Annotated in this window: 25 protein-coding genes; 17 read left to right on the forward strand and 8 right to left on the reverse strand. The window is 51.3% G+C overall.

Features of this window, described 5'->3' with window-relative positions:
- Nucleotides 1-25: 25 nt before the first annotated feature.
- Nucleotides 26-484 (reverse strand): transcriptional regulator AsnC, encoded by a 459-nt coding sequence (gene asnC, locus ACQY6F_RS09685; protein WP_428774005.1) that lies wholly within the window; start codon nt 482-484, stop codon nt 26-28.
- Between the two features lie 165 nt (nt 485-649).
- Between asnC and ACQY6F_RS09690 the strand changes: the two genes are divergently transcribed.
- Nucleotides 650-1,429 (forward strand): class I SAM-dependent methyltransferase, encoded by a 780-nt coding sequence (locus ACQY6F_RS09690; protein ID WP_428774007.1) that lies wholly within the window; start codon nt 650-652, stop codon nt 1,427-1,429.
- Nucleotides 1,430-1,553: 124 nt separating this feature from the next.
- The gene (locus tag ACQY6F_RS09695) at nt 1,554-1,991 is read left to right on the forward strand and encodes a hypothetical protein (protein ID WP_428773975.1); all 438 of its coding nucleotides are present in this window, start codon (nt 1,554-1,556) and stop codon (nt 1,989-1,991) included.
- A gap of 28 nt (nt 1,992-2,019) precedes the next feature.
- On the opposite strand, the gene ACQY6F_RS09700 is transcribed toward ACQY6F_RS09695, so the two are convergent.
- Nucleotides 2,020-2,898 (reverse strand): carboxylate/amino acid/amine transporter, encoded by an 879-nt coding sequence (locus ACQY6F_RS09700; RefSeq protein WP_428773977.1) that lies wholly within the window; start codon nt 2,896-2,898, stop codon nt 2,020-2,022.
- 54 nt (nt 2,899-2,952) lie between these two features.
- Nucleotides 2,953-3,378, reverse strand: a complete 426-nt coding sequence (gene uspA, locus ACQY6F_RS09705) for a universal stress protein UspA (protein WP_428773978.1) — start codon at nt 3,376-3,378, stop codon at nt 2,953-2,955.
- Nucleotides 3,379-3,534: 156 nt separating this feature from the next.
- Here uspA and ftnA point away from each other — a divergent pair, with 156 nt between their 5' ends.
- The 3 genes from ftnA (at nt 3,535) to ACQY6F_RS09720 (ending at nt 5,767) form a co-directional block, all read left to right on the forward strand.
- The gene (gene ftnA, locus ACQY6F_RS09710; RefSeq protein WP_428773979.1) at nt 3,535-4,062 is read left to right on the forward strand and encodes a non-heme ferritin; all 528 of its coding nucleotides are present in this window, start codon (nt 3,535-3,537) and stop codon (nt 4,060-4,062) included.
- Nucleotides 4,063-4,134: 72 nt separating this feature from the next.
- Nucleotides 4,135-4,458, forward strand: a complete 324-nt coding sequence (gene uspB, locus ACQY6F_RS09715) for a universal stress protein UspB (protein ID WP_428773980.1) — start codon at nt 4,135-4,137, stop codon at nt 4,456-4,458.
- 121 nt (nt 4,459-4,579) lie between these two features.
- Nucleotides 4,580-5,767, forward strand: coding sequence for an NAD(P)/FAD-dependent oxidoreductase (locus tag ACQY6F_RS09720; RefSeq protein WP_428773981.1), 1,188 nt, complete (start codon nt 4,580-4,582; stop codon nt 5,765-5,767).
- 155 nt (nt 5,768-5,922) lie between these two features.
- On the opposite strand, the gene ACQY6F_RS09725 is transcribed toward ACQY6F_RS09720, so the two are convergent.
- The gene (locus tag ACQY6F_RS09725) at nt 5,923-6,225 is read right to left on the reverse strand and encodes a hypothetical protein (protein ID WP_428773982.1); all 303 of its coding nucleotides are present in this window, start codon (nt 6,223-6,225) and stop codon (nt 5,923-5,925) included.
- A 281-nt stretch (nt 6,226-6,506) separates the two neighbouring features.
- Between ACQY6F_RS09725 and ACQY6F_RS09730 the strand changes: the two genes are divergently transcribed.
- Nucleotides 6,507-7,331: an HDOD domain-containing protein gene (locus ACQY6F_RS09730; RefSeq protein WP_428773984.1), complete on the forward strand. Its 825-nt coding sequence runs from the start codon at nt 6,507-6,509 to the stop codon at nt 7,329-7,331.
- Here ACQY6F_RS09730 and ACQY6F_RS09735 read toward each other — a convergent pair.
- Nucleotides 7,319-8,233, reverse strand: a complete 915-nt coding sequence (locus ACQY6F_RS09735; protein ID WP_428773985.1) for a DMT family transporter — start codon at nt 8,231-8,233, stop codon at nt 7,319-7,321. The genes ACQY6F_RS09730 and ACQY6F_RS09735 overlap by 13 nt on opposite strands.
- A 169-nt stretch (nt 8,234-8,402) precedes the next feature.
- Between ACQY6F_RS09735 and rmuC the strand changes: the two genes are divergently transcribed.
- From rmuC to tatC, 7 genes are all read left to right on the forward strand, one after another.
- On the forward strand, nt 8,403-9,926 hold the full coding sequence (rmuC, locus tag ACQY6F_RS09740) for a DNA recombination protein RmuC (protein ID WP_428773986.1): 1,524 nt from the start codon (nt 8,403-8,405) through the stop codon (nt 9,924-9,926).
- A 48-nt stretch (nt 9,927-9,974) separates the two neighbouring features.
- A complete protein-coding gene (gene ubiE, locus ACQY6F_RS09745; RefSeq protein ID WP_428773987.1) occupies nt 9,975-10,751 on the forward strand; it encodes a bifunctional demethylmenaquinone methyltransferase/2-methoxy-6-polyprenyl-1,4-benzoquinol methylase UbiE in 777 nt (258 codons plus the stop codon).
- A gap of 9 nt (nt 10,752-10,760) precedes the next feature.
- A complete protein-coding gene (locus ACQY6F_RS09750; RefSeq protein ID WP_428773988.1) occupies nt 10,761-11,366 on the forward strand; it encodes a ubiquinone biosynthesis accessory factor UbiJ in 606 nt (201 codons plus the stop codon).
- Nucleotides 11,363-13,000, forward strand: coding sequence for a ubiquinone biosynthesis regulatory protein kinase UbiB (gene ubiB, locus ACQY6F_RS09755; RefSeq protein WP_428773990.1), 1,638 nt, complete (start codon nt 11,363-11,365; stop codon nt 12,998-13,000). The genes ACQY6F_RS09750 and ubiB overlap by 4 nt, the downstream gene beginning before the upstream one ends.
- A 56-nt stretch (nt 13,001-13,056) precedes the next feature.
- Nucleotides 13,057-13,311, forward strand: a complete 255-nt coding sequence (gene tatA, locus ACQY6F_RS09760; RefSeq protein ID WP_428773991.1) for a Sec-independent protein translocase subunit TatA — start codon at nt 13,057-13,059, stop codon at nt 13,309-13,311.
- 3 nt (nt 13,312-13,314) lie between these two features.
- Nucleotides 13,315-13,716 (forward strand): Sec-independent protein translocase protein TatB, encoded by a 402-nt coding sequence (tatB, locus tag ACQY6F_RS09765; RefSeq protein WP_428773993.1) that lies wholly within the window; start codon nt 13,315-13,317, stop codon nt 13,714-13,716.
- A 65-nt stretch (nt 13,717-13,781) separates the two neighbouring features.
- The gene (tatC, locus tag ACQY6F_RS09770; protein WP_428773994.1) at nt 13,782-14,531 is read left to right on the forward strand and encodes a twin-arginine translocase subunit TatC; all 750 of its coding nucleotides are present in this window, start codon (nt 13,782-13,784) and stop codon (nt 14,529-14,531) included.
- Nucleotides 14,532-14,610: 79 nt separating this feature from the next.
- Here the strand turns inward: tatC and ACQY6F_RS09775 are convergent, their stop codons facing one another.
- Complete coding sequence (locus tag ACQY6F_RS09775) at nt 14,611-15,744, reverse strand: 5-(carboxyamino)imidazole ribonucleotide synthase (RefSeq protein WP_428773995.1); 1,134 nt, start codon at nt 15,742-15,744, stop codon at nt 14,611-14,613.
- A gap of 3 nt (nt 15,745-15,747) precedes the next feature.
- The gene (gene purE, locus ACQY6F_RS09780) at nt 15,748-16,233 is read right to left on the reverse strand and encodes a 5-(carboxyamino)imidazole ribonucleotide mutase (protein WP_428773996.1); all 486 of its coding nucleotides are present in this window, start codon (nt 16,231-16,233) and stop codon (nt 15,748-15,750) included.
- Nucleotides 16,234-16,427: 194 nt separating this feature from the next.
- Here purE and ACQY6F_RS09785 point away from each other — a divergent pair, with 194 nt between their 5' ends.
- The 4 genes from ACQY6F_RS09785 (at nt 16,428) to ACQY6F_RS09800 (ending at nt 19,083) form a co-directional block, all read left to right on the forward strand.
- Nucleotides 16,428-16,985 (forward strand): L-threonylcarbamoyladenylate synthase, encoded by a 558-nt coding sequence (locus ACQY6F_RS09785; RefSeq protein ID WP_428773998.1) that lies wholly within the window; start codon nt 16,428-16,430, stop codon nt 16,983-16,985.
- 19 nt (nt 16,986-17,004) lie between these two features.
- Nucleotides 17,005-17,919: an oxygen-dependent coproporphyrinogen oxidase gene (gene hemF, locus ACQY6F_RS09790; RefSeq protein ID WP_428774000.1), complete on the forward strand. Its 915-nt coding sequence runs from the start codon at nt 17,005-17,007 to the stop codon at nt 17,917-17,919.
- Nucleotides 17,920-17,983: 64 nt separating this feature from the next.
- The gene (gene aroE / locus ACQY6F_RS09795) at nt 17,984-18,820 is read left to right on the forward strand and encodes a shikimate dehydrogenase (RefSeq protein WP_428774001.1); all 837 of its coding nucleotides are present in this window, start codon (nt 17,984-17,986) and stop codon (nt 18,818-18,820) included.
- On the forward strand, nt 18,817-19,083 hold the full coding sequence (locus ACQY6F_RS09800; protein WP_428774002.1) for a DUF1488 domain-containing protein: 267 nt from the start codon (nt 18,817-18,819) through the stop codon (nt 19,081-19,083). Before aroE ends, ACQY6F_RS09800 begins: the two co-directional genes overlap by 4 nt.
- Here ACQY6F_RS09800 and ACQY6F_RS09805 read toward each other — a convergent pair.
- Nucleotides 19,076-19,624, reverse strand: coding sequence for a gamma carbonic anhydrase family protein (locus tag ACQY6F_RS09805; protein ID WP_428774004.1), 549 nt, complete (start codon nt 19,622-19,624; stop codon nt 19,076-19,078). The two genes, ACQY6F_RS09800 and ACQY6F_RS09805, sit on opposite strands and share 8 nt — an antisense overlap.
- Nucleotides 19,625-19,823 lie beyond the last annotated feature (199 nt).

Below are 19,823 nucleotides of genomic sequence, written 5' to 3' on the forward strand. Positions count from 1 at the left end.
AAAAACGGCCGGTGATCGGCCTTTTTTATGGGTTCACATTGCGATTGATGGGGTTTTGCAACGAGATCAGGGTTTCGGTTGACTGTACTTCATCGATCGCCTGCAGTTTATCGATCAGTACGTGTTGCAGTTCTTCTATCGACCGGCACATCAGCTTAACGAAAATATTGTAAGCGCCAGTGGTGTAGTAGGCTTCTACCACTTCTTCCAGAGCGTTGAGCTTTTGTAGCGCTGAGTGATAATCGCGTGCGGCATTGAGGTTAATACCGATGAAGCAACAGACGTCGTAGCCGAGCTTTTTACTGTCGACCACCACTTCGGTGCCCTGGATAATTTCGGCAGATTTCATCTTTTCGATCCGGACGTGGATAGTCGCCGGACTGACATCAAACTGCTTGGCCATTTCTGCGTACGGCGTACGGGCATCTTCCATCAATTTTTTCAAAATCGACTTGTCGAGTGCATCCAATTTATTGCTGTGCATTGACCCTACCTGTGTTGGAATAGTAACCAGCCAAATTATATCCATACTCGTTCCCCTGATTCCAACAGTAAGCGCAATAAACTTTGCCACGGAAGCAGATAGATATTCCCCGTGGCGAAAATCGGCTACACTGAACGCCCGATCGAATTCAACTCCGGAGCCCTGGTGCAACTTCAACTGCTTTGCCAACACAGCCATTTAGAACCTCAACTTGTACAGCTCGCGCTGCGCTGGAACCTGACGCATTGTCCGGATAGCCAGTTTGCTTTGCTGCTTACTGAGCAGCGACTGGAGCTGAGAAAGCTGGATGAGCCCAAGCTGGGGGCGATTTATGTCGACTGGGTGGCTGGGGCATCCGCACACCGACGTAAGTTCGGCGGCGGTAAAGGGCAGGCGATTGCAAAAGCGGCCGGGCTGAACAAAGGCAGTACCCCCAGTGTGCTGGATGCGACCGCCGGTTTAGGCCGTGATGCGTTTGTGCTGGCGTCGCTGGGCTGCAAAGTGCAGATGATTGAGCGTAACCCGGTGGTGGCTGCTCTGCTGGAAGACGGCCTGAGTCGTGCCAAACAGGATCCGGAAATCGGCGGCTGGGTCAGTGAGCGGATGTCGCTGTTGCATGCGACCAGCCAGGATGCATTGCAACAACTTACTGCCGACCCGGACTATCAGCGACCAGAGGTGATCTATCTCGACCCCATGTATCCGCATCCGGAGAACAAAAAGAAAACCGCGCTGGTGAAAAAAGAGATGCGGGTATTTCAGTCCCTGGTTGGCGCGGATCAGGATGCCGACGCACTGCTCGCGCCAGCGATGGCCCTGGCAACCAAGCGGGTTGTGGTCAAACGGCCTGATTATGCGCCCTGGCTGGATGACGTACAACCGACCATGGCAATAGAGACCAAGAAGAATCGCTTTGATGTCTATGTTATTGCGGCGATGAAATAACTGCGCCAATAGCGCGATTATCTGCCTTAAAGCATTGCTAATTCTGCCAACTCGATATATATCTAAATAAGAATTATTGTTATTCGCGCTTTGGTGAATATTGGATACAAGGTAAGGCGGTTGTATGGCAAAACAGTTATGTAAATGGCGCCGGGCGGAAATTGTCAGCCAGTTGGCTGACATTGAACGTATCGTCGCAGCTCCGGCGTTTGTTTGCCGTTCCTGCGCGCGTGCCGCTGCGAGTAAGTCCCAGCTATGTAAGCCGGTATCACTCAGCCATCCAGCAGAGAAACCCAAACTAAGGTTGCACGCCAGCCCTGCAGTGACGGAGCAAGTAGCGTCTTCAACAGCCGTTCAGCTGGAAGCTCAACCGCACAGCAAAATGAGTAAAAAAGAGCGGAAGAAACAGCATAAGGTGAATAAGAAAATGGCCAAGCTGGTTCGAAAGCAGCAGAAGTTGGTCAAAAAACAGCGCAAGCTACAAAAGCAGTTCGCGGCATTGCAGCAGGTCAGTCTTGCTGGTCAGATGGAGCAAAACCTGACCGCCGCGCAGGTGCACTAGCGGTCAGGTATAACTTAGTACAGAAGTATTACACGGTCTGATACTGACGTTCGACCCGGCGTTTAACCCAGGTTTCATTAATCCATAGCGACAGCATGATGATCGCACCACCGATCGCCAGCCTGAGCAAATCCACATCTCGATTCCAGATCAGAATATTGACCAGCAGTCCGGCAGGCACCAGTGCGTTGTTCATTACCGCCAGCGCGCCGGCATTGACCTGGCAAGCCCCTTTGTTCCAGGCAAAATACCCCAGACCGGATGCAATCAAGCCAAGATAGACCAGAATCGACCATTGCAAACCACTGGTCGGCAACTTGTCACTGTTGCCAAGCAGCAAGAATGCCAGCGTTGCCACGACCAGAGCACCCAGGTAGAAGTAACCAAACACGCTATGTTGCGGTAAGTCTGCTTGTTGCTTCTCCATGATGAATTTGTAACCTACCTGACCGATGGCGAAGCAGAGGTTGGCACCTTGCACCACTAAAAATCCCAGTAGGAAGTTGTCGCTCACGCCGGCAAATTTGATCACCACCGCGCCTAAAACGGCGATAAACGCGGTGACCAGGTACCAGGGTGAGAAACGGCCTTTTAGCCAGTCGTAAATCAGGGTGACGTACAGGGGAGTAAAGACGGTAAACAGCAGCACTTCCGGCACCGACAGCAGCAGAAACGACTGATAGTAAAAGCAGTACATCAGTCCGAGCTGAAATCCGCCCACCACCATTAACTGGCCGATCAGACGCTTGCTGACGCCACGGAATTTTAGAAACGGCAAAAATACCAGGCTGGCCAATGCCACGCGCATCAGCACGGCGAACCAGGAATCAACCTGACCGGCGAGATAGACGCCGATCAGGCTAAAGGAAAATGCCCAAAGTAGGGTGACTGCAGACAGGTAAAACATAACACTTTTCCAACAAATTGAATCGCTGCAGTCTAGCCCAATTTAGCGCAAAGGTCAGTCTTTCAGTGGCACAACCAGCATATCGACCGGAGTGCAGTTAATCAGCTGACGAGTGGAAGAAAGCAGCTTGCTCCAGAAGTCCTGGTGATGGCCGCAAACCACCAGGTCGATATTGAACTCGCTGATGGTATCGCACAGCTCATTGCCCAGGTCGCCACTGCCGACCAGCGTGTGCTTAATCGGGAACTGGGCGTGATCAGCAAAGCTCTGCAGCTGTTTCTGCGACGCTTCCATCGCCTGGTGTTGGGTTTCTGCCAGATTAATATCAATCAGCCCGGTATAAAGTTCGGCGTAGTTGACATCAATATGAATAAAAGACACTTCCGCATCGAGCTTTTTGGCCAGCGATACGGCTTTTTCAACTAAGACTTTGCTGTCGTCGGAGAGATCGACGGCAACCAGGATGTGTTGATAACTCATAGTGCTATCTCCTTGCAGGTTCCTGATCAAAGAGTAGCACTTCACCGTCGACTGTTTTGCCAAAGTGATCTCATATCCACATCGATAGTAGAAAGTATAACGATGGTGAACGTGTTATAGTATTAACAGACAATTCAATCAGTTTAGGAGTATCAGATGCTAGCAAAAGCGATGGTTGATCAATTGAATGAGCAAATTAACCTCGAATTTTTTTCATCCAATCTATACTTACAAATGAGTGCTTGGTGTGAAGATAAAGGATTTGAAGGTGCAGCAATATTTTTGCGCGCTCATGCAGTAGAAGAAATGGAACATATGCAGCGTCTGTTTACTTATGTGAGTGAAACAGGTTCCATGCCGGTACTTGGAGCCATAGACGCACCAAAACATGAGTTTGCCAGTTTGGGCGAGGTTTTTCGTGAAACCTACCAACACGAACAGATGATTACGGAGAAAATCAATAAGCTGGCTCATGTTGCCTTTACCTCCCAGGATTACTCAACATTCAACTTCTTGCAGTGGTACGTTGCGGAGCAACATGAGGAAGAGAAGTTATTTAAAGGGATTTTAGATAAGCTAGAACTGGTGGGTGAAGATGGTAAAGCGTTGTTCTTTATCGACAAAGATCTAGCAGCGATGGCGAAAGAAGGTTCATCTTCCATTATGGACGCCCCGGCTGGTTAGTTTTCTGCCGAAAGACTTTCAGGTGTGAAGGTTTTTTCTCCCGGGCGAGATGGAAGATGTAGGGAGGAAAAGATGAACAGTGGCGATACGATTCTATTCACCTTGATGCTGATTACTGCGGTTAATATGGCCAGGTATCTGACCGCATTACGCTCGTTGATATACATAATGCGCGAAGCGCATCCATTGCTCTATCAGCAAGTCGACGGTCGGGGGTTCTTTACCACTCACGGTAATGTAACCAAGCAGGTGCGCCTTTATCACTACCTGAAAAGCAAAGAGTACCATCACCACCATGATCCGGTGTTTACCGGCAAATGCGATCGGGTACGAGAATTGTTTGTACTCTGCATGTCACTGTTGGCGGTGACGGTATTTGCGGCCATCATACTCTGAACGGTTATTTGGCAACCGGGTAAAGAGTCGCTAAAATAGCGGCCAAATTATTGCGAAGGATGTGCGTAAGGCACATCCTTTTTTGTTGTTCGGCAGTTTGGCCGGTTTGAGAGAAATTTAAGTGATTGAAAAGTTTGATGTTGTGATCATCGGCGCAGGAGCGGCGGGGTTGATGTGTGCTGCAGAAGCGGGGCGTCGTGGACGTCGGGTACTGCTGCTGGATCACGGCAAAAAACCGGGACGTAAAATTCTTATCTCTGGCGGCGGCCGCTGCAACTTTACCAATTATGATGTCAGCGCGCACAACTACCTGTGCCGCAATCCTCACTTTGTCAAATCAGCGTTGTCTCAGTACAGTAACTGGGATTTTATCGCTCTGGTCAGCAAGCATAATATTGAGTTTGAAGAACGCGAACACGGTCAGCTGTTTTGTCTCGACTCGGCCAAACAGATAGTGAGCATGTTGCTGGCGGAATGCGATCAACCGACCATCGAACAGCGCTATCAGCAAGATGTGCATCAGATAGAGCAAACCGAGCAGGGTTTCCGTCTGATGGCCAACACCGACAGTATTGAATGTCAGTCGCTGGTGGTGGCCACTGGCGGGCTGTCGATGCCAAAGCTAGGTGCAACACCGTTTGGCTATAAACTGGCCGAGCAATTTGGTCTGAACGTAGTGGCGACCACTGCCGGCCTAGTGCCATTTACCCTGCATGACCAGGATAAACAGCAACTGGCAGAACTGTCCGGTATTGCGCTACCCAGTGAAATCGAAGCGGAAAACGGTCAGCTGTTTAAAGAAGCGCTGCTGTTCACCCACCGAGGTTTGTCCGGCCCGGCAGTGCTGCAGATCTCCTCTTACTGGCGCCCGGGCCAGTCAGTAAATATCAACCTGGTTCCGAATGAGGATATCGACCAGCTATTGCAACGTTCGCAGCAAAAACACCCCAATCAAAGCCTGAAAAACACCCTGGCCAAAGTGCTGCCCAAACGCTTGGTGGAAGCGTTGATCGAGCGCGGCCAGCTACAAGATAAACCGCTGAAGCAATTCTCAGCCAAGCAGCTCAGCGAAATCGTCTCACTACTGGAAAACTGGCCCATTGCGCCGAATGGCACCGAAGGATATCGCACCGCAGAAGTTACGCTTGGCGGTGTGGATACCGATGAGTTGTCGTCGAAAACCATGCAGTGCAAATCGGTGCCCGGGCTGTACTTCATTGGTGAAGTGATGGACGTATCTGGCTGGCTGGGAGGTTACAACTTCCAGTGGGCCTGGAGCTCCGGTTACGTCGCCGGGCAGTGGGTTTAATCTGCGCGACCAAGAAAAAGCCGGCTAGCTGAACGCTCATTGAAATGCGTCACTGTCCAGTCGACAGTCAGTTAGCGGCAAAGAAATAGGCGCTGCCGAAGCAGCGCCTGGTTTCTCTGAAGCTGGTACAGGCCTACCAGCATTCACGTTTGTCGCTACAGATCGCGCATCAGAATTTCTAACTCTTCCGAAGCTTCTTCGATCAAGTGCTCCAGCTCATTGGCATCTTGCTCTGCTAAGGGCAGTTGCCACTCTACCGGTCGACCCCGGTAAACCTCTTTCCCCACCAGCTTGGTTGTATTGCCACTGCGATCGAAGTGCAACTGATCAAATTCAGACTGATGGTTTTGATGTTTTTCCAGTATCTCGACCGCTATCAAACCGGTCGGTATCACCTCGACATGAGCATGAAGCGGCTTAGCGTCTTGCAATAGGTAGTTCCGGTGTTTGGCTAACATGACTCAATTCCTGCGTTGCATTCCCGATCGCCACTTAAATTGTAGATAGCATTTAACCCGGTTGAGTATGAATATTGTGTGACCTGTACGGTAGTTCGCAGCAGGTTTGATATAGCGCAAATAACTGGCGGATAAATGGGCAAGCTTAGAACGACGCAGTGGTCACAGATAAAGTAAACCTAACCGTATTGGCAGCAATGCCTCGCTGGTGAATAGGTGTGCAACTGAATGCAAGATCCTGTTCTATAGTAATGGTATTTGCCAGTCAAAGGAGTGACGCCATGAGCCATGAAGCGCTGATTGCCCGGATCAATGAGCTGCCAAGAATAGAAAGCGTGTTGCAGGAACTGCTACAGATGGTGAATCGTGAAAACATCGATTTTGGCGAACTTGCCCGCAAAATGTCGATGGAGCAAGTACTGAGTGCCCGAGTGCTCAGAATGGCCAACTCATCGTACTTTGGCGGAGTAAAGGGTATTTCGACCATTAATGATGCCATTATCCGGGTCGGTACCGGGGCGATTCGCAGCCTGGTGTCATCGTCTATTCTCACCACCACTTTTGCCAATCTGGACACGCTGAATTTGAAAGATTACTGGGCCAACACCTTTGAGGTAGCGATGATTGCCAGTAGTCTGGCTCGTCCGGCCAAAGTCGATCCCAATCAGACCTTCACCACAGGTGTGCTGCATAACATTGGCGAATTAATGATCCATGCACTGGAGCCGGAAAAAGCATTGCAGATTAAACAGTGTATCGACCAGGGCCAGCAGCCTGTCCAAGCGCAGCGCGACATTCTGGCGACCGATGCGTCCAGTCTTGGGGCCGCCTTAGCCGAAGAGTGGCAATTTCCCGCAGATATGATAGATGCCATCGCCAATATCAATCATCCGGCTAAAGCCAGTGAATCTAAACGGCTCGCCTGTGTGCTTTATCTGGCGCGGGATATTCATGCCCGCTGGGATTCCATATTTGAAATCAAAGCCAAGCGAGATTATCTAGAACACCATCCGGCGGCCAGGGCGCTCAAGTTGTCCCCGGATTTGGCAGAGAGTATCGATCAGGTACGGGGACAGGGTAGTGCCATGGCTTATCAGTTGTTCTGAGACGATGGCTTAGCGAGCTTTTGTTTGCCAAGTTTAAGCTGCTGGATGATAAGACCGGCAATGATCAATACCAGGCCGATCAAAGTGGCGGGGTGGATCTGCTCACCTATAATGGTGGAAAGTAAAATCAACGAGATAAACGGTGAAGCGAAAATCAAATTACTGATCCGGGCGGTATTCTGTGTCGATTTCAGCGCCGACAACCAGAGTACAAAGGTAATGCCCATTTCAAACAGCCCCACATACACCACCGCAGCCCAGCCTTGCAGGGTGATCTGCTGCCAATCGGCATTTTCATACCAACTCAGCCCGACGGCAAAAGGGATCGCGACGGTAAATCCGAGCAATACGCCCACAATCGGATCGGCCTGATTTTTAGTATTCAGGATCCAGTAACCGGCCCATAACAGGGTCGACAGCAGCGCCAGCCCGACACCGAGCGGGCTGTCAAAGTTCAGCCCCAGCAGGTCGCCTTTAGTGGCGATAACGATGACACCAAAATAGCTCAGCAGACAGGCCAACCAATCCTGCTTACGAATCTTCTGGCCGAGAAACAGCGCTGCCATCAATGTCAGGGTGATAGCCCAGCTGTAGTTTATCGCCTGGGCTTGCGAGGCGGGTAGCAGGTCATAGGCTTTGAACAGAATCAGGTAGTAGAACAGCGGGTTGATTAAGCCTAATAGCAGGTAATACCAGGGATTGGAGGCAAAGGTGCTACCGATCAACGCTAACTTTTTCTGCCAGGCACAGATCAGCAGCAGTGCCAGGGCCGAGACCACACTGGCAACGGTCAGCATCTGGATCGGGGTGAATTCCGCCAGTGTCAGTTTAAAGGCGGTGGCGACGGTAGACCAGAGCAGCACAGCACACAGGGCCAGCACCATAGCGCGACGTTCGTTCATCAGTATTCCTTTTTTATTGTAATCGTTGGTTTGAATGGTGCCTTGCATGGGGGGGAATATCCCAGCGAGTTTGGCTAGTCTAACGGTCAACTACTGTGCCACAAACTGGACATTTATCCAGTAGTAAAATACCATGAACACTAGGTTCTTATTGAGTTAACTGTCTATTATGCAATGGATTCTAGATAATTCCGTTCTGTTGGTGTCGATCGCGATGAGCACGATCGCCAGCGGGGGGATCGCCGGCTGGTGGGTAAAGCAAAAAATGCAGGCTCAGCAACAGTTATTGCAGCAACAGCTGGAGACCAATCAGCACTGGTCCCAGACTCGTCAGCAGCAGCTTGAGAGGCAGCTGGAAGAGGCACAGCAAGAGCTGGAGCAGCTGGATGACGAACGGGACAAAGCGGCTCTGGAGCAGAAGCAGCTGCATGGGCAGTTGATGGCGGCGGCAGAAAAGCTGCGCTATTTCGAGGCGATCAAACAGGAGCGCCAGCAGTATGCCGAAGCGATCAGCCAGTTGCGCGAGCAGCGTTCTCAACTGGAGACGCAACTGCATGAGCAGCAGTTGCGTCATCAACAGCAACTGGACAACAGCCAGGAAAAACTGCAGTTGCTCGAACAGGCTGAACAGAGGCTAAAGCAACAGTTTGAGCACTTAGCCAATCAACTGTTTGAAAGCAAAACCGCGAAAGTGGATGAGCAGAACCGCCAGAGCCTGGCGGGATTGCTTAATCCGCTCAAAGAACAACTGGAAGGGTTCAAAAAGCAGGTTAATGACAGTTTTAATCTGGAAGCCAAAGAGCGCCATACCCTGGTACACGAGCTGAAAAACCTGCAGCGTCTCAACGAGCAGATGGCCCAGGAGGCGGTAAACCTGACCCAGGCGCTGAAAGGCGACAACAAACAGCAAGGCAACTGGGGTGAAGTGGTGCTGGCTCGGGTACTGGCGGAATCCGGGCTGCGCGAAGGGCATGAATATCATACCCAGGTCAGTTTGCAGAATCAGGCCGGTAAACGGTACCAACCGGATGTGGTGGTCTATCTGCCGGGCGACAAACAGGTGGTGATCGACTCCAAAATGGCGCTGGTTGCTTACGAACGTTATTTCCATGCCGACGATGACCAGCATCGGGCGCGGGCGCTCAGCGAGCACCTGCAGGCACTGAGAAATCATATCAAGGGTCTCAGCCAGAAAGATTACCAGCAGCTAAAAGGCATCCATAGCCTGGATTATGTGCTGATGTTTATTCCGGTCGAGCCGGCATTTCAAATCGCCATACAGGCAGACCCCAGCCTGGTGAAAGAGGCGCTGAACCACAATATCCTGCTGGTCAGTCCGACCACTTTGCTGGTGGCTTTGAGAACCATAGATAATTTATGGCGCAATGAACGGCAGAACCAGAATGCCCAGGTGATTGCCGAGCGGGCCGCCAAGCTATACGACAAGCTGCGCCTGTTTCTGACCGACATGGAAAGCCTGGGTGGGGCGCTGGATAAGGCCAACCAGAATTATCAGGGGGCGATGAACAAACTGGCCAGCGGCCGCGGCAATGTTATCCGCCAGGCTGAAAGCTTTAAACAGCTGGGCGTAGATGTGAAACGGTCGATTTCCGATGACTTGCTACAGATGGCGCAAACTGACGGTTTTTCTGAATTAGGTGAAAGACATCCAACCGAGGATAAAGTAAACTAATCCGCCGGTAACGCCTGTTGGGTTTAGGCGTCACTAAAGAGGACCATCATGACGGATATCAGCGTGCAATCAGACAATCAATCGCAAGAAACCACTCACTTTGGCTTTACCACGGTCGCCAAAGACGAAAAGGTGGCTAAAGTAGCCGAAGTATTTCATTCCGTTGCTGCTAAATACGACATCATGAACGATTTGATGTCGGGGGGCATCCACCGCTTGTGGAAGCGCTTCACCATTGATTGCAGCGGCGCCCGTCCTGGTCAACGTATTCTCGATCTCGGCGGTGGTACCGGCGACCTGACCGCGAAATTTTCCCGTATTGTCGGTGAAAAAGGCCACGTTATTCTGGCCGATATCAACAATTCCATGCTGAAAGTCGGTCGCGACAAACTGCGCGATATCGGTGTGGTCGGCAACGTGCATTATGTTCAGGCCAATGCCGAAGAGCTGCCGTTTCCGGATAACTATTTCGATGCCATCACCATCAGTTTCTGTCTGCGTAACGTGACCGATAAAGATAAAGCGCTGCGCTCCATGTACCGGGTATTAAAACCAGGCGGTCGCCTGCTGGTGCTGGAATTTTCCAAGCCGCTATTTGAGCCTTTGTCCAAAATATACGATGCCTACTCGTTCCACCTGCTGCCTAAGATGGGTCAGGTGATTGCCAACGACGCAGAGAGCTACCGTTATCTGGCGGAATCCATCCGTATGCACCCGGACCAGGAGACTCTGAAAGGGATGATGGAACAGGCCGGATTCGAAAACGCCAGCTTTTACAATCTGACCGGCGGCATCGTTGCATTGCACCGCGGCTACAAGTTTTAGGGAGCCGTTATGCCCTTGGAACCCGTTGTTACCGCGGTGATTGAAACCACCCTGAATGCGCTAATCAAAGACGACCCGGAGCTAACGCAACGGGTGGTCCGTTTGAAAGGGCAAGTGATTCAGATTCACCTGACGGAAGTGAACCAAACTCTGACTTTTATCTTTAGTCAGAAAATCGATGTGCTGGCTGAGTACGAAGGCCAGCCTGACTGCTACCTTTCTCTCACACTTGATACTTTGCCGGAGCTGAAAGAGCAGGCCAACATTACCCGTCTAATCAAACAAGATAAACTGCAGCTGGAAGGCGACATCCAGCTGGCGCAGAAGTTTGCCCAGTTGATGGTCGACTGCAAGCCGGATATTGAAGAGTGGCTGTCGCGCCTGACCGGCGATGTTGTGGCGCATACTCTGGTGCGTGGCGCGAAACAAGTGGGCCAGTGGTTATCACATGGCGCAGCAAGACAACAGCGCTATCTCGGGCAAGTGATTACTGAAGAGTGGCGTTTAGCGCCGGGGGCACTGGAGATCATGCATTACTGTGACCAGGTTGATGAGGTCACCAGCCAGGCGGCACGAATGGAAGCCCGGCTCAATCAGCTGTTGGAGCTTGCATGACGTTCACTGAGCTAAAGCGCCTGTATCGCATCACCAAAGTCCAGCTGGAATATGGCTTGGACGAACTGCTGCCGCAACAACACCAGTTAACCAAAGCGCCGCTTTTGGCGCGTAAGTCACTGTTTTGGCTAAAAAATAAACACCCTGACAAACCGGTTGGCGATCGTCTCCGCTTGGCGCTGCAGGAATTGGGTCCGGTCTGGATCAAGTTTGGCCAGATGATGTCGACCCGCCGGGACCTGTTTCCACCACATATCGCCGACCCTCTGGCACAGCTGCAGGACCGGGTATCTCCCTTTGACGGCAAGCTGGCTCGTCAGCAGATGGAGCAGGCTCTGGGAGGCAGTCTCGATAACTGGTTCACCGACTTTGATCTGGAGCCGCTGGCTTCGGCATCCATTGCCCAGGTGCACACCGCCCGGTTAAAAGAAAATGGCCGTGAAGTGGTACTGAAAGTCATTCGGCCAGATATTCGTCCGGTAATTGATGCCGATCTAAAACTGATGTATCGCATGGCCCGTATAATAGCCAAGGCGTTGCCGGAGGCCAGGCGCCTGAAACCGGTCGAAGTGGTGCGGGAATATGAAAAAACGTTGCTCGATGAACTGGATCTGCGCCGGGAAGCGGCCAATGCCATTCAGCTGCGGCGCAATTTCGACAACAGCCAGGAGCTGTATGTCCCTGAGGTCATTCCCGATTTAAGTAATAAAACTGTCATGGTTTCCGAGCGAATATACGGCATTCAGGTTTCGGATATCGAAGGGCTAAAAGCCAACGGCACCAATATGAAGCTGTTGGCGGAAAGGGGCGTGAGTGTATTTTTCACTCAGGTATTTCGCGACAGTTTTTTCCACGCTGATATGCATCCGGGCAATGTTTTCGTTAAATATGAACACCCTGAAGACCCGACTTGGATTGGGCTGGATTGTGGTATTGTCGGTACGTTGAACAGTGAAGATAAACGCTATCTGGCGGAAAACTTTCTGGCATTTTTCAATCGTGACTATCGCAAGGTGGCCGAACTGCACGTTGAATCGGGTTGGGTTCCACGTGAAACCAATATCGACGAGTTTGAATTTGCGATACGCATCGTCTGTGAACCGATTTTTGCCAAGCCTTTGTGTGAGATTTCGTTTGGCCATGTACTGCTGAACCTGTTCAATACCGCCCGTCGCTTCAATATGGAAGTCCAGCCACAGTTGGTGTTACTGCAAAAGACGCTGCTGTATATCGAAGGGCTCGGCAGGCAGTTGTATCCGCAGCTGGATCTCTGGCAAACCGCTAAACCATTCCTCGAAGAATGGATGATGAACCAGGTCGGACCTAAGGCTGTGATCAATGCAGTGAAAGATCGCGCACCTTTTTGGGCAGAGAAGCTGCCCGAATTGCCCGAGTTGCTTTATGATAGCCTAAAACAAGGTAAAGAGATGAACCAGCGAATGGAACTGCTTTACCAAGGCTATCGTCTAACTAAACGACAGCAGGCGACAGGCAGGTTTTTATTTGGTGTTGGCGCCACGTTAGTCGTATGTTCGGCAATATTGGTCAACAACGCTTATGAACAGCTGGCCATGGCCAGTGCTGGCAGTGGATTGTTGTTCTGGCTGTTCAGTTGGCGAACTTATCGTCAGTAACACGATAAGTTTTGAATGTATCCGTTTTTTGTGAAACAGACCCGAGGTAGAAATAAATGGGTGGTATCAGTATCTGGCAACTTTTAATTATTGCCGTAATCGTAATTTTGTTATTTGGAACCAAGAAGCTTCGTAACATCGGTGGCGATCTGGGTAGTGCCGTGAAAGGCTTTAAGAAAGCCATGAGCGACGATGATTCTGCCGCTAAGGGTAAAGACTCCGAAGCAGACGCGGATTTCGAGCCAAAAAACCTGGAACAGCAGAAAACGGACGCGACTGCTGAGACAAAAAAAGACAAAGAGCAGGCATAACTCGTGTTTGATATCGGTTTTTGGGAACTGGTATTAATCTCTGTCGTCGGATTGGTTGTACTAGGGCCTGAGCGTTTGCCTCACGCCATTCGCAGTGTGTCGAAATTCCTCAGCACTGCTAAAAGTATGGCCAATAACGTCAAGGATGAGCTCTCTCATGAGCTCAAGATGCAGGAACTGCAGGATAATTTGCGTAAAGCTGAGAAGATGGGAATGGAAGATCTCTCTCCAGACCTGAAATCGTCTATGGATGAGCTGAAACGTGCCGCTGAGGACGTTACCAGACCTTACGCAAGTAATTCCTCTACCAGCGACAAACAGACCAAGCCGGCTGAAGATAAGTCGCCGGCTGAACCTGCTGCCGCGCAGGATACGCAAGATAAGACGTCAGACACCAAGTCCTGATACTATAGCCACACAGGCACAGCCTGCGCTGTCCTGTGTGTTTTTTCTGTCACATGAGGTTAGACATGTCTTCTGTTGAGCAGACACAGCCGTTGATCAGTCATCTGCTGGAGCTGAGAAATCGGCTTTTGAGAGCACTGGCCGCTGTGCTGGTAGTGTTTGTTGGTCTGATCTATTTCTCCAACGATATTTACGAATTTGTCTCCGCACCGCTGGTTGAAAGACTGCCGGAAGGGGCGACGATGATCGCGACCGATGTCGCATCACCATTTTTCACGCCACTAAAGCTGACCTTAATCGCGTCGGTGTTTGTTGCGGTACCTTTTATCCTCTATCAGGTGTGGGCCTTTGTGGCGCCAGGGCTGTATAAACATGAGCGGCGACTGGTTATGCCACTGATGTTCTCCAGCTCGTTACTGTTTTATTGCGGCGTTGCATTTGCTTACTTTGTGGTATTCCCGCTGGTGTTTGGCTTTTTTACGGCCATTTCGCTGGGAGGGGTAGAATTCGCCACCGACATTGCCAGCTATCTGGATTTTGTCCTGGCGTTGTTCCTTGCGTTTGGCGTGGCATTTGAAGTGCCTGTCGCGATTATCCTGCTGTGCTGGACCGGTGCAACCGACGTGAAAAGTCTGGGGCAGAAACGGCCTTATATTGTGGTGGCGGCGTTTATCGTCGGCATGCTGTTGACGCCGCCGGATATGATTTCCCAGACGCTGCTGGCGATCCCAATGTGTCTGCTATTTGAGATTGGTCTGTTCTTTGCCCGTTTCTATACCAAGCGTGACCGGGAAGAAGAGACAGAGCAAGAGTAGCTCTCAGCAAGTTGAGACCAAAAAGCCGATGGGAACACCATCGGCTTTTTACTTTGCGTTCTTGATTGGACGTCAGCAATCAGTCTTGTACCTGACGGGCGAATTGATGCAGCGCCGGATAGGCCTGTTCGTCCAGCAGCTCAGCCAGCGCACACAGTTTACGTTGCAGTTCACCGCTGTAGTCGCCACAGACATTGATATGCCCCATTTTACGCCCGGGACGTTTTTCTTTGCCGTACCAGTGAACATGACAACCACCCATTGCCAGTACCTGTTCGGGAACACTGTCCTGACCGAGGATATTGATCATTGCGGTTTCACGCACCAGCTTAGTACTGCCGAGTGGTAATCCACACACCGCACGCAAATGGTTTTCAAACTGGCAGGTTTCTGCCCCTTGCTGGGTCCAGTGGCCAGAGTTGTGGACTCGCGGTGCTATCTCATTCACCAATAACTGGCCATCGAGGTCAAAAAACTCCAGCGCCAATACGCCGACATAACCCAGGCTGTTGGCCACAGCGGTAAACATCTGCTCGGCTTGCTGTTGCAGTTCCGGATCCGCGATAGCGGTGGATAAACTGAGTACGCCGTCGGTGTGCACATTCTCTGCCAGTGGGTAAACGACCACACTGCCGTCTTTACCGCGGGCACCGACCAGCGATACTTCACGGCGGAAAGGAATGAACTGCTCGGCGACAATGGCCTGATTCGGTGTCGCAGCGATGCAATCGGCCATTTCTGACCAGACCTGCTCAGCCTGCTGCCGCTGTTTTAAACGCCATTGACCTTTACCGTCGTAACCGCCAAGCGCGCTTTTCAGCACCATAGGCAAACCGACATAGTCGATGGCTGCATCCAGGTCAGCGCGGCTGCGGATCACTGCGTATTTGGCGTTACGGACTTGGGCTTGATCCAGCAGCGCTTTTTCCAGTCTGCGGTCTCCGCCGGCCTTAATTGCCGTCGTTGTCGGCAGGAATTTCCCGCTCTGGTCACATTCGTCCAGCACTGCATGGGGAATATGTTCGAATTCGGCCGTGATCACGTCTGCTTGCTCAATCGCGGTTTGCAGCCCTCTACCTAGTACCGCCTGAGTTAACGGATGTACGATAGTCTCACTGCCGACGTCATAGGCGGAAATCGTGATGTTTAGCGGCGCGCCGGCCAGGGACATCATTCTTGCCAGTTGGCCTGCTCCGAGTACCAGTACGTGCATGAATTACTCCTCGGCAGGGTTTGGGTTAGCTAAAACGGTCTCAGTCTGTTCGGCGCGGAAGGCTTCGACTTTGGCCATGACCGCTTCATCGTGAGTGCCGATGATTTGCGCGGCAAGAATACCGGCATTCGCCGCACCGGCTTCGCCAATTGCCAGGGTGCCAACAGCAATACCTTTCGGCATCTGGACGATAGACAGCAGTGAATCCATTCCTTTCAGAGCACGAGACTGAACCGGCACACCGAGTACCGGCAGAGAAGTAAATGCGGCCGCCATGCCAGGTAAATGGGCAGCACCACCGGCGCCAGCGATGATCACTTTCAATCCACGTTCTTTGGCGCTGTTGGCGTAATCCGCCAGCAGTTGAGGAGTACGGTGGGCAGAAACCACTTTAGTTTCATAAGCGACACCAAATCGGTCAAGCATCTCAGCAGCTAGCTTCATGGTTGGCCAATCTGACTTAGAACCCATAATAATTCCGACTTTCATCTCTGACTCCTTCAAGCTACGTAATCGGGTAAGCGGACAATTTTGTGCGCATTATACGAGTATTTTGGTTGCAAGCAAACGTTTGCGCGGATGCGGCTGACACAGTGGAAAAAAATTGGCCAAAAGTTTTAGTAGTCAAGAATGATTATTAGTACACTGAGCGCCAAGCAAAAGTGATTAGAGGAACGCTTGCATTGGAAAACCTTGATCAAGCCGTCACGGCACTCCAGCGTGGCGACGTTATCGCTTATCCAACTGAAGGGGTGTTCGGCGTCGGGTGTGACCCGGATAACGTCCAGGCGATTGAAAAACTGCTGCAGCTTAAGCAGCGTCCGGTAGAAAAGGGGCTGATCTTAATCGCCGCTTCATATCAGCAGCTGTTACCCTATATTGATGAAGCCCAGCTCAGTCAGGAACAGCTACAGCGGGTCCAGTCCACCTGGCCAGGGCCAGTTACCTGGATTATGCCAGCCAGCGGGCAGGTCTCCGACTGGGTCAGCGGTCAGTTCGATACCATTGCCGTGCGCGTGACCGATCATCCGTTAGTCAAGGAGCTGTGTCTTCGTTATGGAAAGCCAATCACCTCGACCAGCGCTAACCTGACGGGTCAGCCGCCATGCATGACCACCGAACAAGTTGAAGCTCAGCTGGGAAACCGGTTAGTGACTATAGTGCGGGGTGAAACTAGTGGCCGCAATAAACCCAGTGAAATACGCGATGCCAAAACACTCAAGGTTCTGAGGCAGGGCTGAGGAAGATAAGGAAACCAGCATGCAAACCGTAGATAAAAACGCAGTAAAACAATTTCTGATGCAATTGCAAGATTCCATCTGTATGCAGTTGGAAGCTGCCGACGGCGAGGCCAAGTTTATTGAAGATGCCTGGCAGCGTGAACCGGGCGAACGGCTTGGCGGTGGTGGCCGCACCCGCGTGATGAACGCCGGAGCGGTGTTCGAGCAAGGCGGTGTTAACTTTTCTCATGTTGCGGGTCAGCAAATGCCAGCTTCAGCGACGGCGCACCGACCAGAACTGGCGGGTCGTCAGTTTGAAGCGATGGGCGTCTCTTTGGTTATGCATCCTAACAATCCTTACGTGCCCACTTCTCATGCCAATGTGCGTTTCTTTATCGCAGAGAAAGAGGGCGAAGAGCCGATCTGGTGGTTTGGCGGCGGTTTTGACTTAACGCCATGCTATCCGTTTGATCAGGACTGCCAGCAGTGGCATCAGGTAGCCAAGCAGTTATGTGAGCCTTTTGGTGAAAATGTCTATGCTGAACATAAAGCCTGGTGTGACCAATATTTCTATCTGCCACATCGCGAAGAAACCCGGGGTGTCGGCGGGCTGTTTTTTGACGATTTAAATCAGTGGGGATTTGAGCGCTGTTTTGCTTACATCAAAGCGGTTGGTGAAGGTTACTGCCAGGCCTACCTGCCGATAGTCGAGCGTCGTAAAGATACGCCATACAGCGAACAACAGCGTCAGTTCCAGCTGTATCGCCGTGGCCGCTATGTTGAGTTTAATCTGGTGTTTGACCGGGGAACCCTGTTTGGTCTGCAATCGGGGGGGCGCACGGAATCGATTCTGATGTCGATGCCGCCATTGGCTCGCTGGGAATACAACTACCAGCCGGCTGATGGCAGCGAGGAAGCGAAGTTGGCGCAATATTTAGTCGCGCGTGACTGGTGACAGATAATCTACTGAATGATAGGGTCGCAATAGCGACCTTATTTTTTTGATTTCAGGCAGGGATATGGCTTTTCAACAGGATCATTATGCGGTGTTTGGTAATCCTATCGGACACAGCAAATCGCCGTTTATTCACACTCTATTTGCTCGTCAGACTAATCAAGCGATGCATTACACTGCAGAACTGGCTCCTGTTGGGGGCTTCGTTACTGCGGTGAGCGAGTTTTTTGCCAGCGGCGGCAAGGGCTGTAATGTCACGGTACCTTTTAAAGAGGTGGCATGTGAATTTGCGACACGACTGACCGAACGTGCCAGGCTAGCCGGTGCCGTCAATACGCTGAAAAAACTCGATGACGGCGAAATCCTCGGTGATAACACCGATGGAGAAGGATTGGTACAAGATTTGTTGTTGCACCAGGTCGCGCTGCAGGGAGCGAGAATTCTGTTGATTGGCGCAGGTGGCGCGGCGCGAGGCGTGATCAAACCGCTACTGGACCAACAACCGGCCAGCATCACTATTACCAATCGTACCTTTAGCAAAGCCGAGCAATTAGCCCAGATTTTTTCCAAGCATGGTCCGGTCGACGCGCTACCAATGCAGAGCGTCTACGGGGGGTATGATGTGATAATTAACTCCACTTCCGCCAGCCTGGACGGAAAGCTGCCGGAAATCTCCAGCTCGATTTTCCGTGCTGGCGGTGTGGCCTATGACATGATGTATGGCAAAGGACAGACAGTGTTTAATCACTGGGCACTGGAAAACGGCTGTGCTCATGCCTACGACGGCTTAGGTATGCTGGTAGGTCAGGCTGCGGAAAGCTTTATGTTGTGGCGAGGTTTACGCCCCGGCACTAAGCAGATCTTGCGCGAGATGAGAAAAAACCTGGAAGGGCAACTATGAATCAGTCGATTTTATTCCCCGATATGCAAAGCTGGTCAGAAGAGAAACAAGCGGTGATCTTTCCCGCCCAGCAATCCGGGGCACTGATCGAATGCCTGGTCACTGTGGCTGAACTCACCAAGCTTAGTGGCCGTCCGATTGAGGGCAGCCAGCAGGCGCTGGCAGTGTTCGCGGAGCTAAGATTTGATCTGGAAGAGCTGGCTGAAGCTCTAATCGAGGATGAAGCTTTCAACCAGCGCGGGGAAATAGAAGTGGTTAGCTGATCACTTCTACCTGTTCGATATAGTCGTTTTTGTTCTGGACATAGTTCTGTGCCGATTTGAGCAAAAATTCGCGTTCGGCGTCAGTGAGAGGACGTGCCTGTTTAACCGGACTACCAACATACAGATAGCCGCTTTCCAGTCGTTTTCCAGGAGGGACCAGGCTGCCGGCTCCGATCATGACATCACTTTCAATGACGGCAGCATCCAGAACAATGGCCCCCATACCGACCAGTACCCGATCGTGAATGATGCATCCGTGTAGCATTACTTTATGGCCAACAGTAACATCCTCACCAATAATGAGTGGATAACCGTTCGGGTTCGCTTCATTTTTGTGGGTCACGTGAAGCACGCTGCCATCCTGAACATTAGAACGTGCACCTATTTCAATGTGGTTCACATCGCCCCGGGCAGCCACAAAAGGCCAGATGCTGGAATCGTCGCCCATTTTGATATCGCCAACCAGTACTGAACTACTATCAATATAGACTCGCTGTCCAAGCTGGGGTGCAATGCCTTTATAACGGCGTAATGGTGACATAATTTCTCCTTAATAAAGCTTGTGTAGCGAACTTAACTTAGCTGAAGAGTAGTAAAAACACGACTTTTGCACATAAAACACTCAAACGATAAAAAAATCGAAAAAAACTCGAAAAAGCACTTGCCAATGTGACCGCGATCTCTATAATGCCCCCTCGCTGACACGGCAAGGCGCAACAAGCTTCCTGGCTGAGTCAAGC

The sequence above is a fragment of the Vibrio sp. genome (assembly GCF_050299255.1).
Lineage (GTDB): Bacteria > Pseudomonadota > Gammaproteobacteria > Enterobacterales > Vibrionaceae > Vibrio.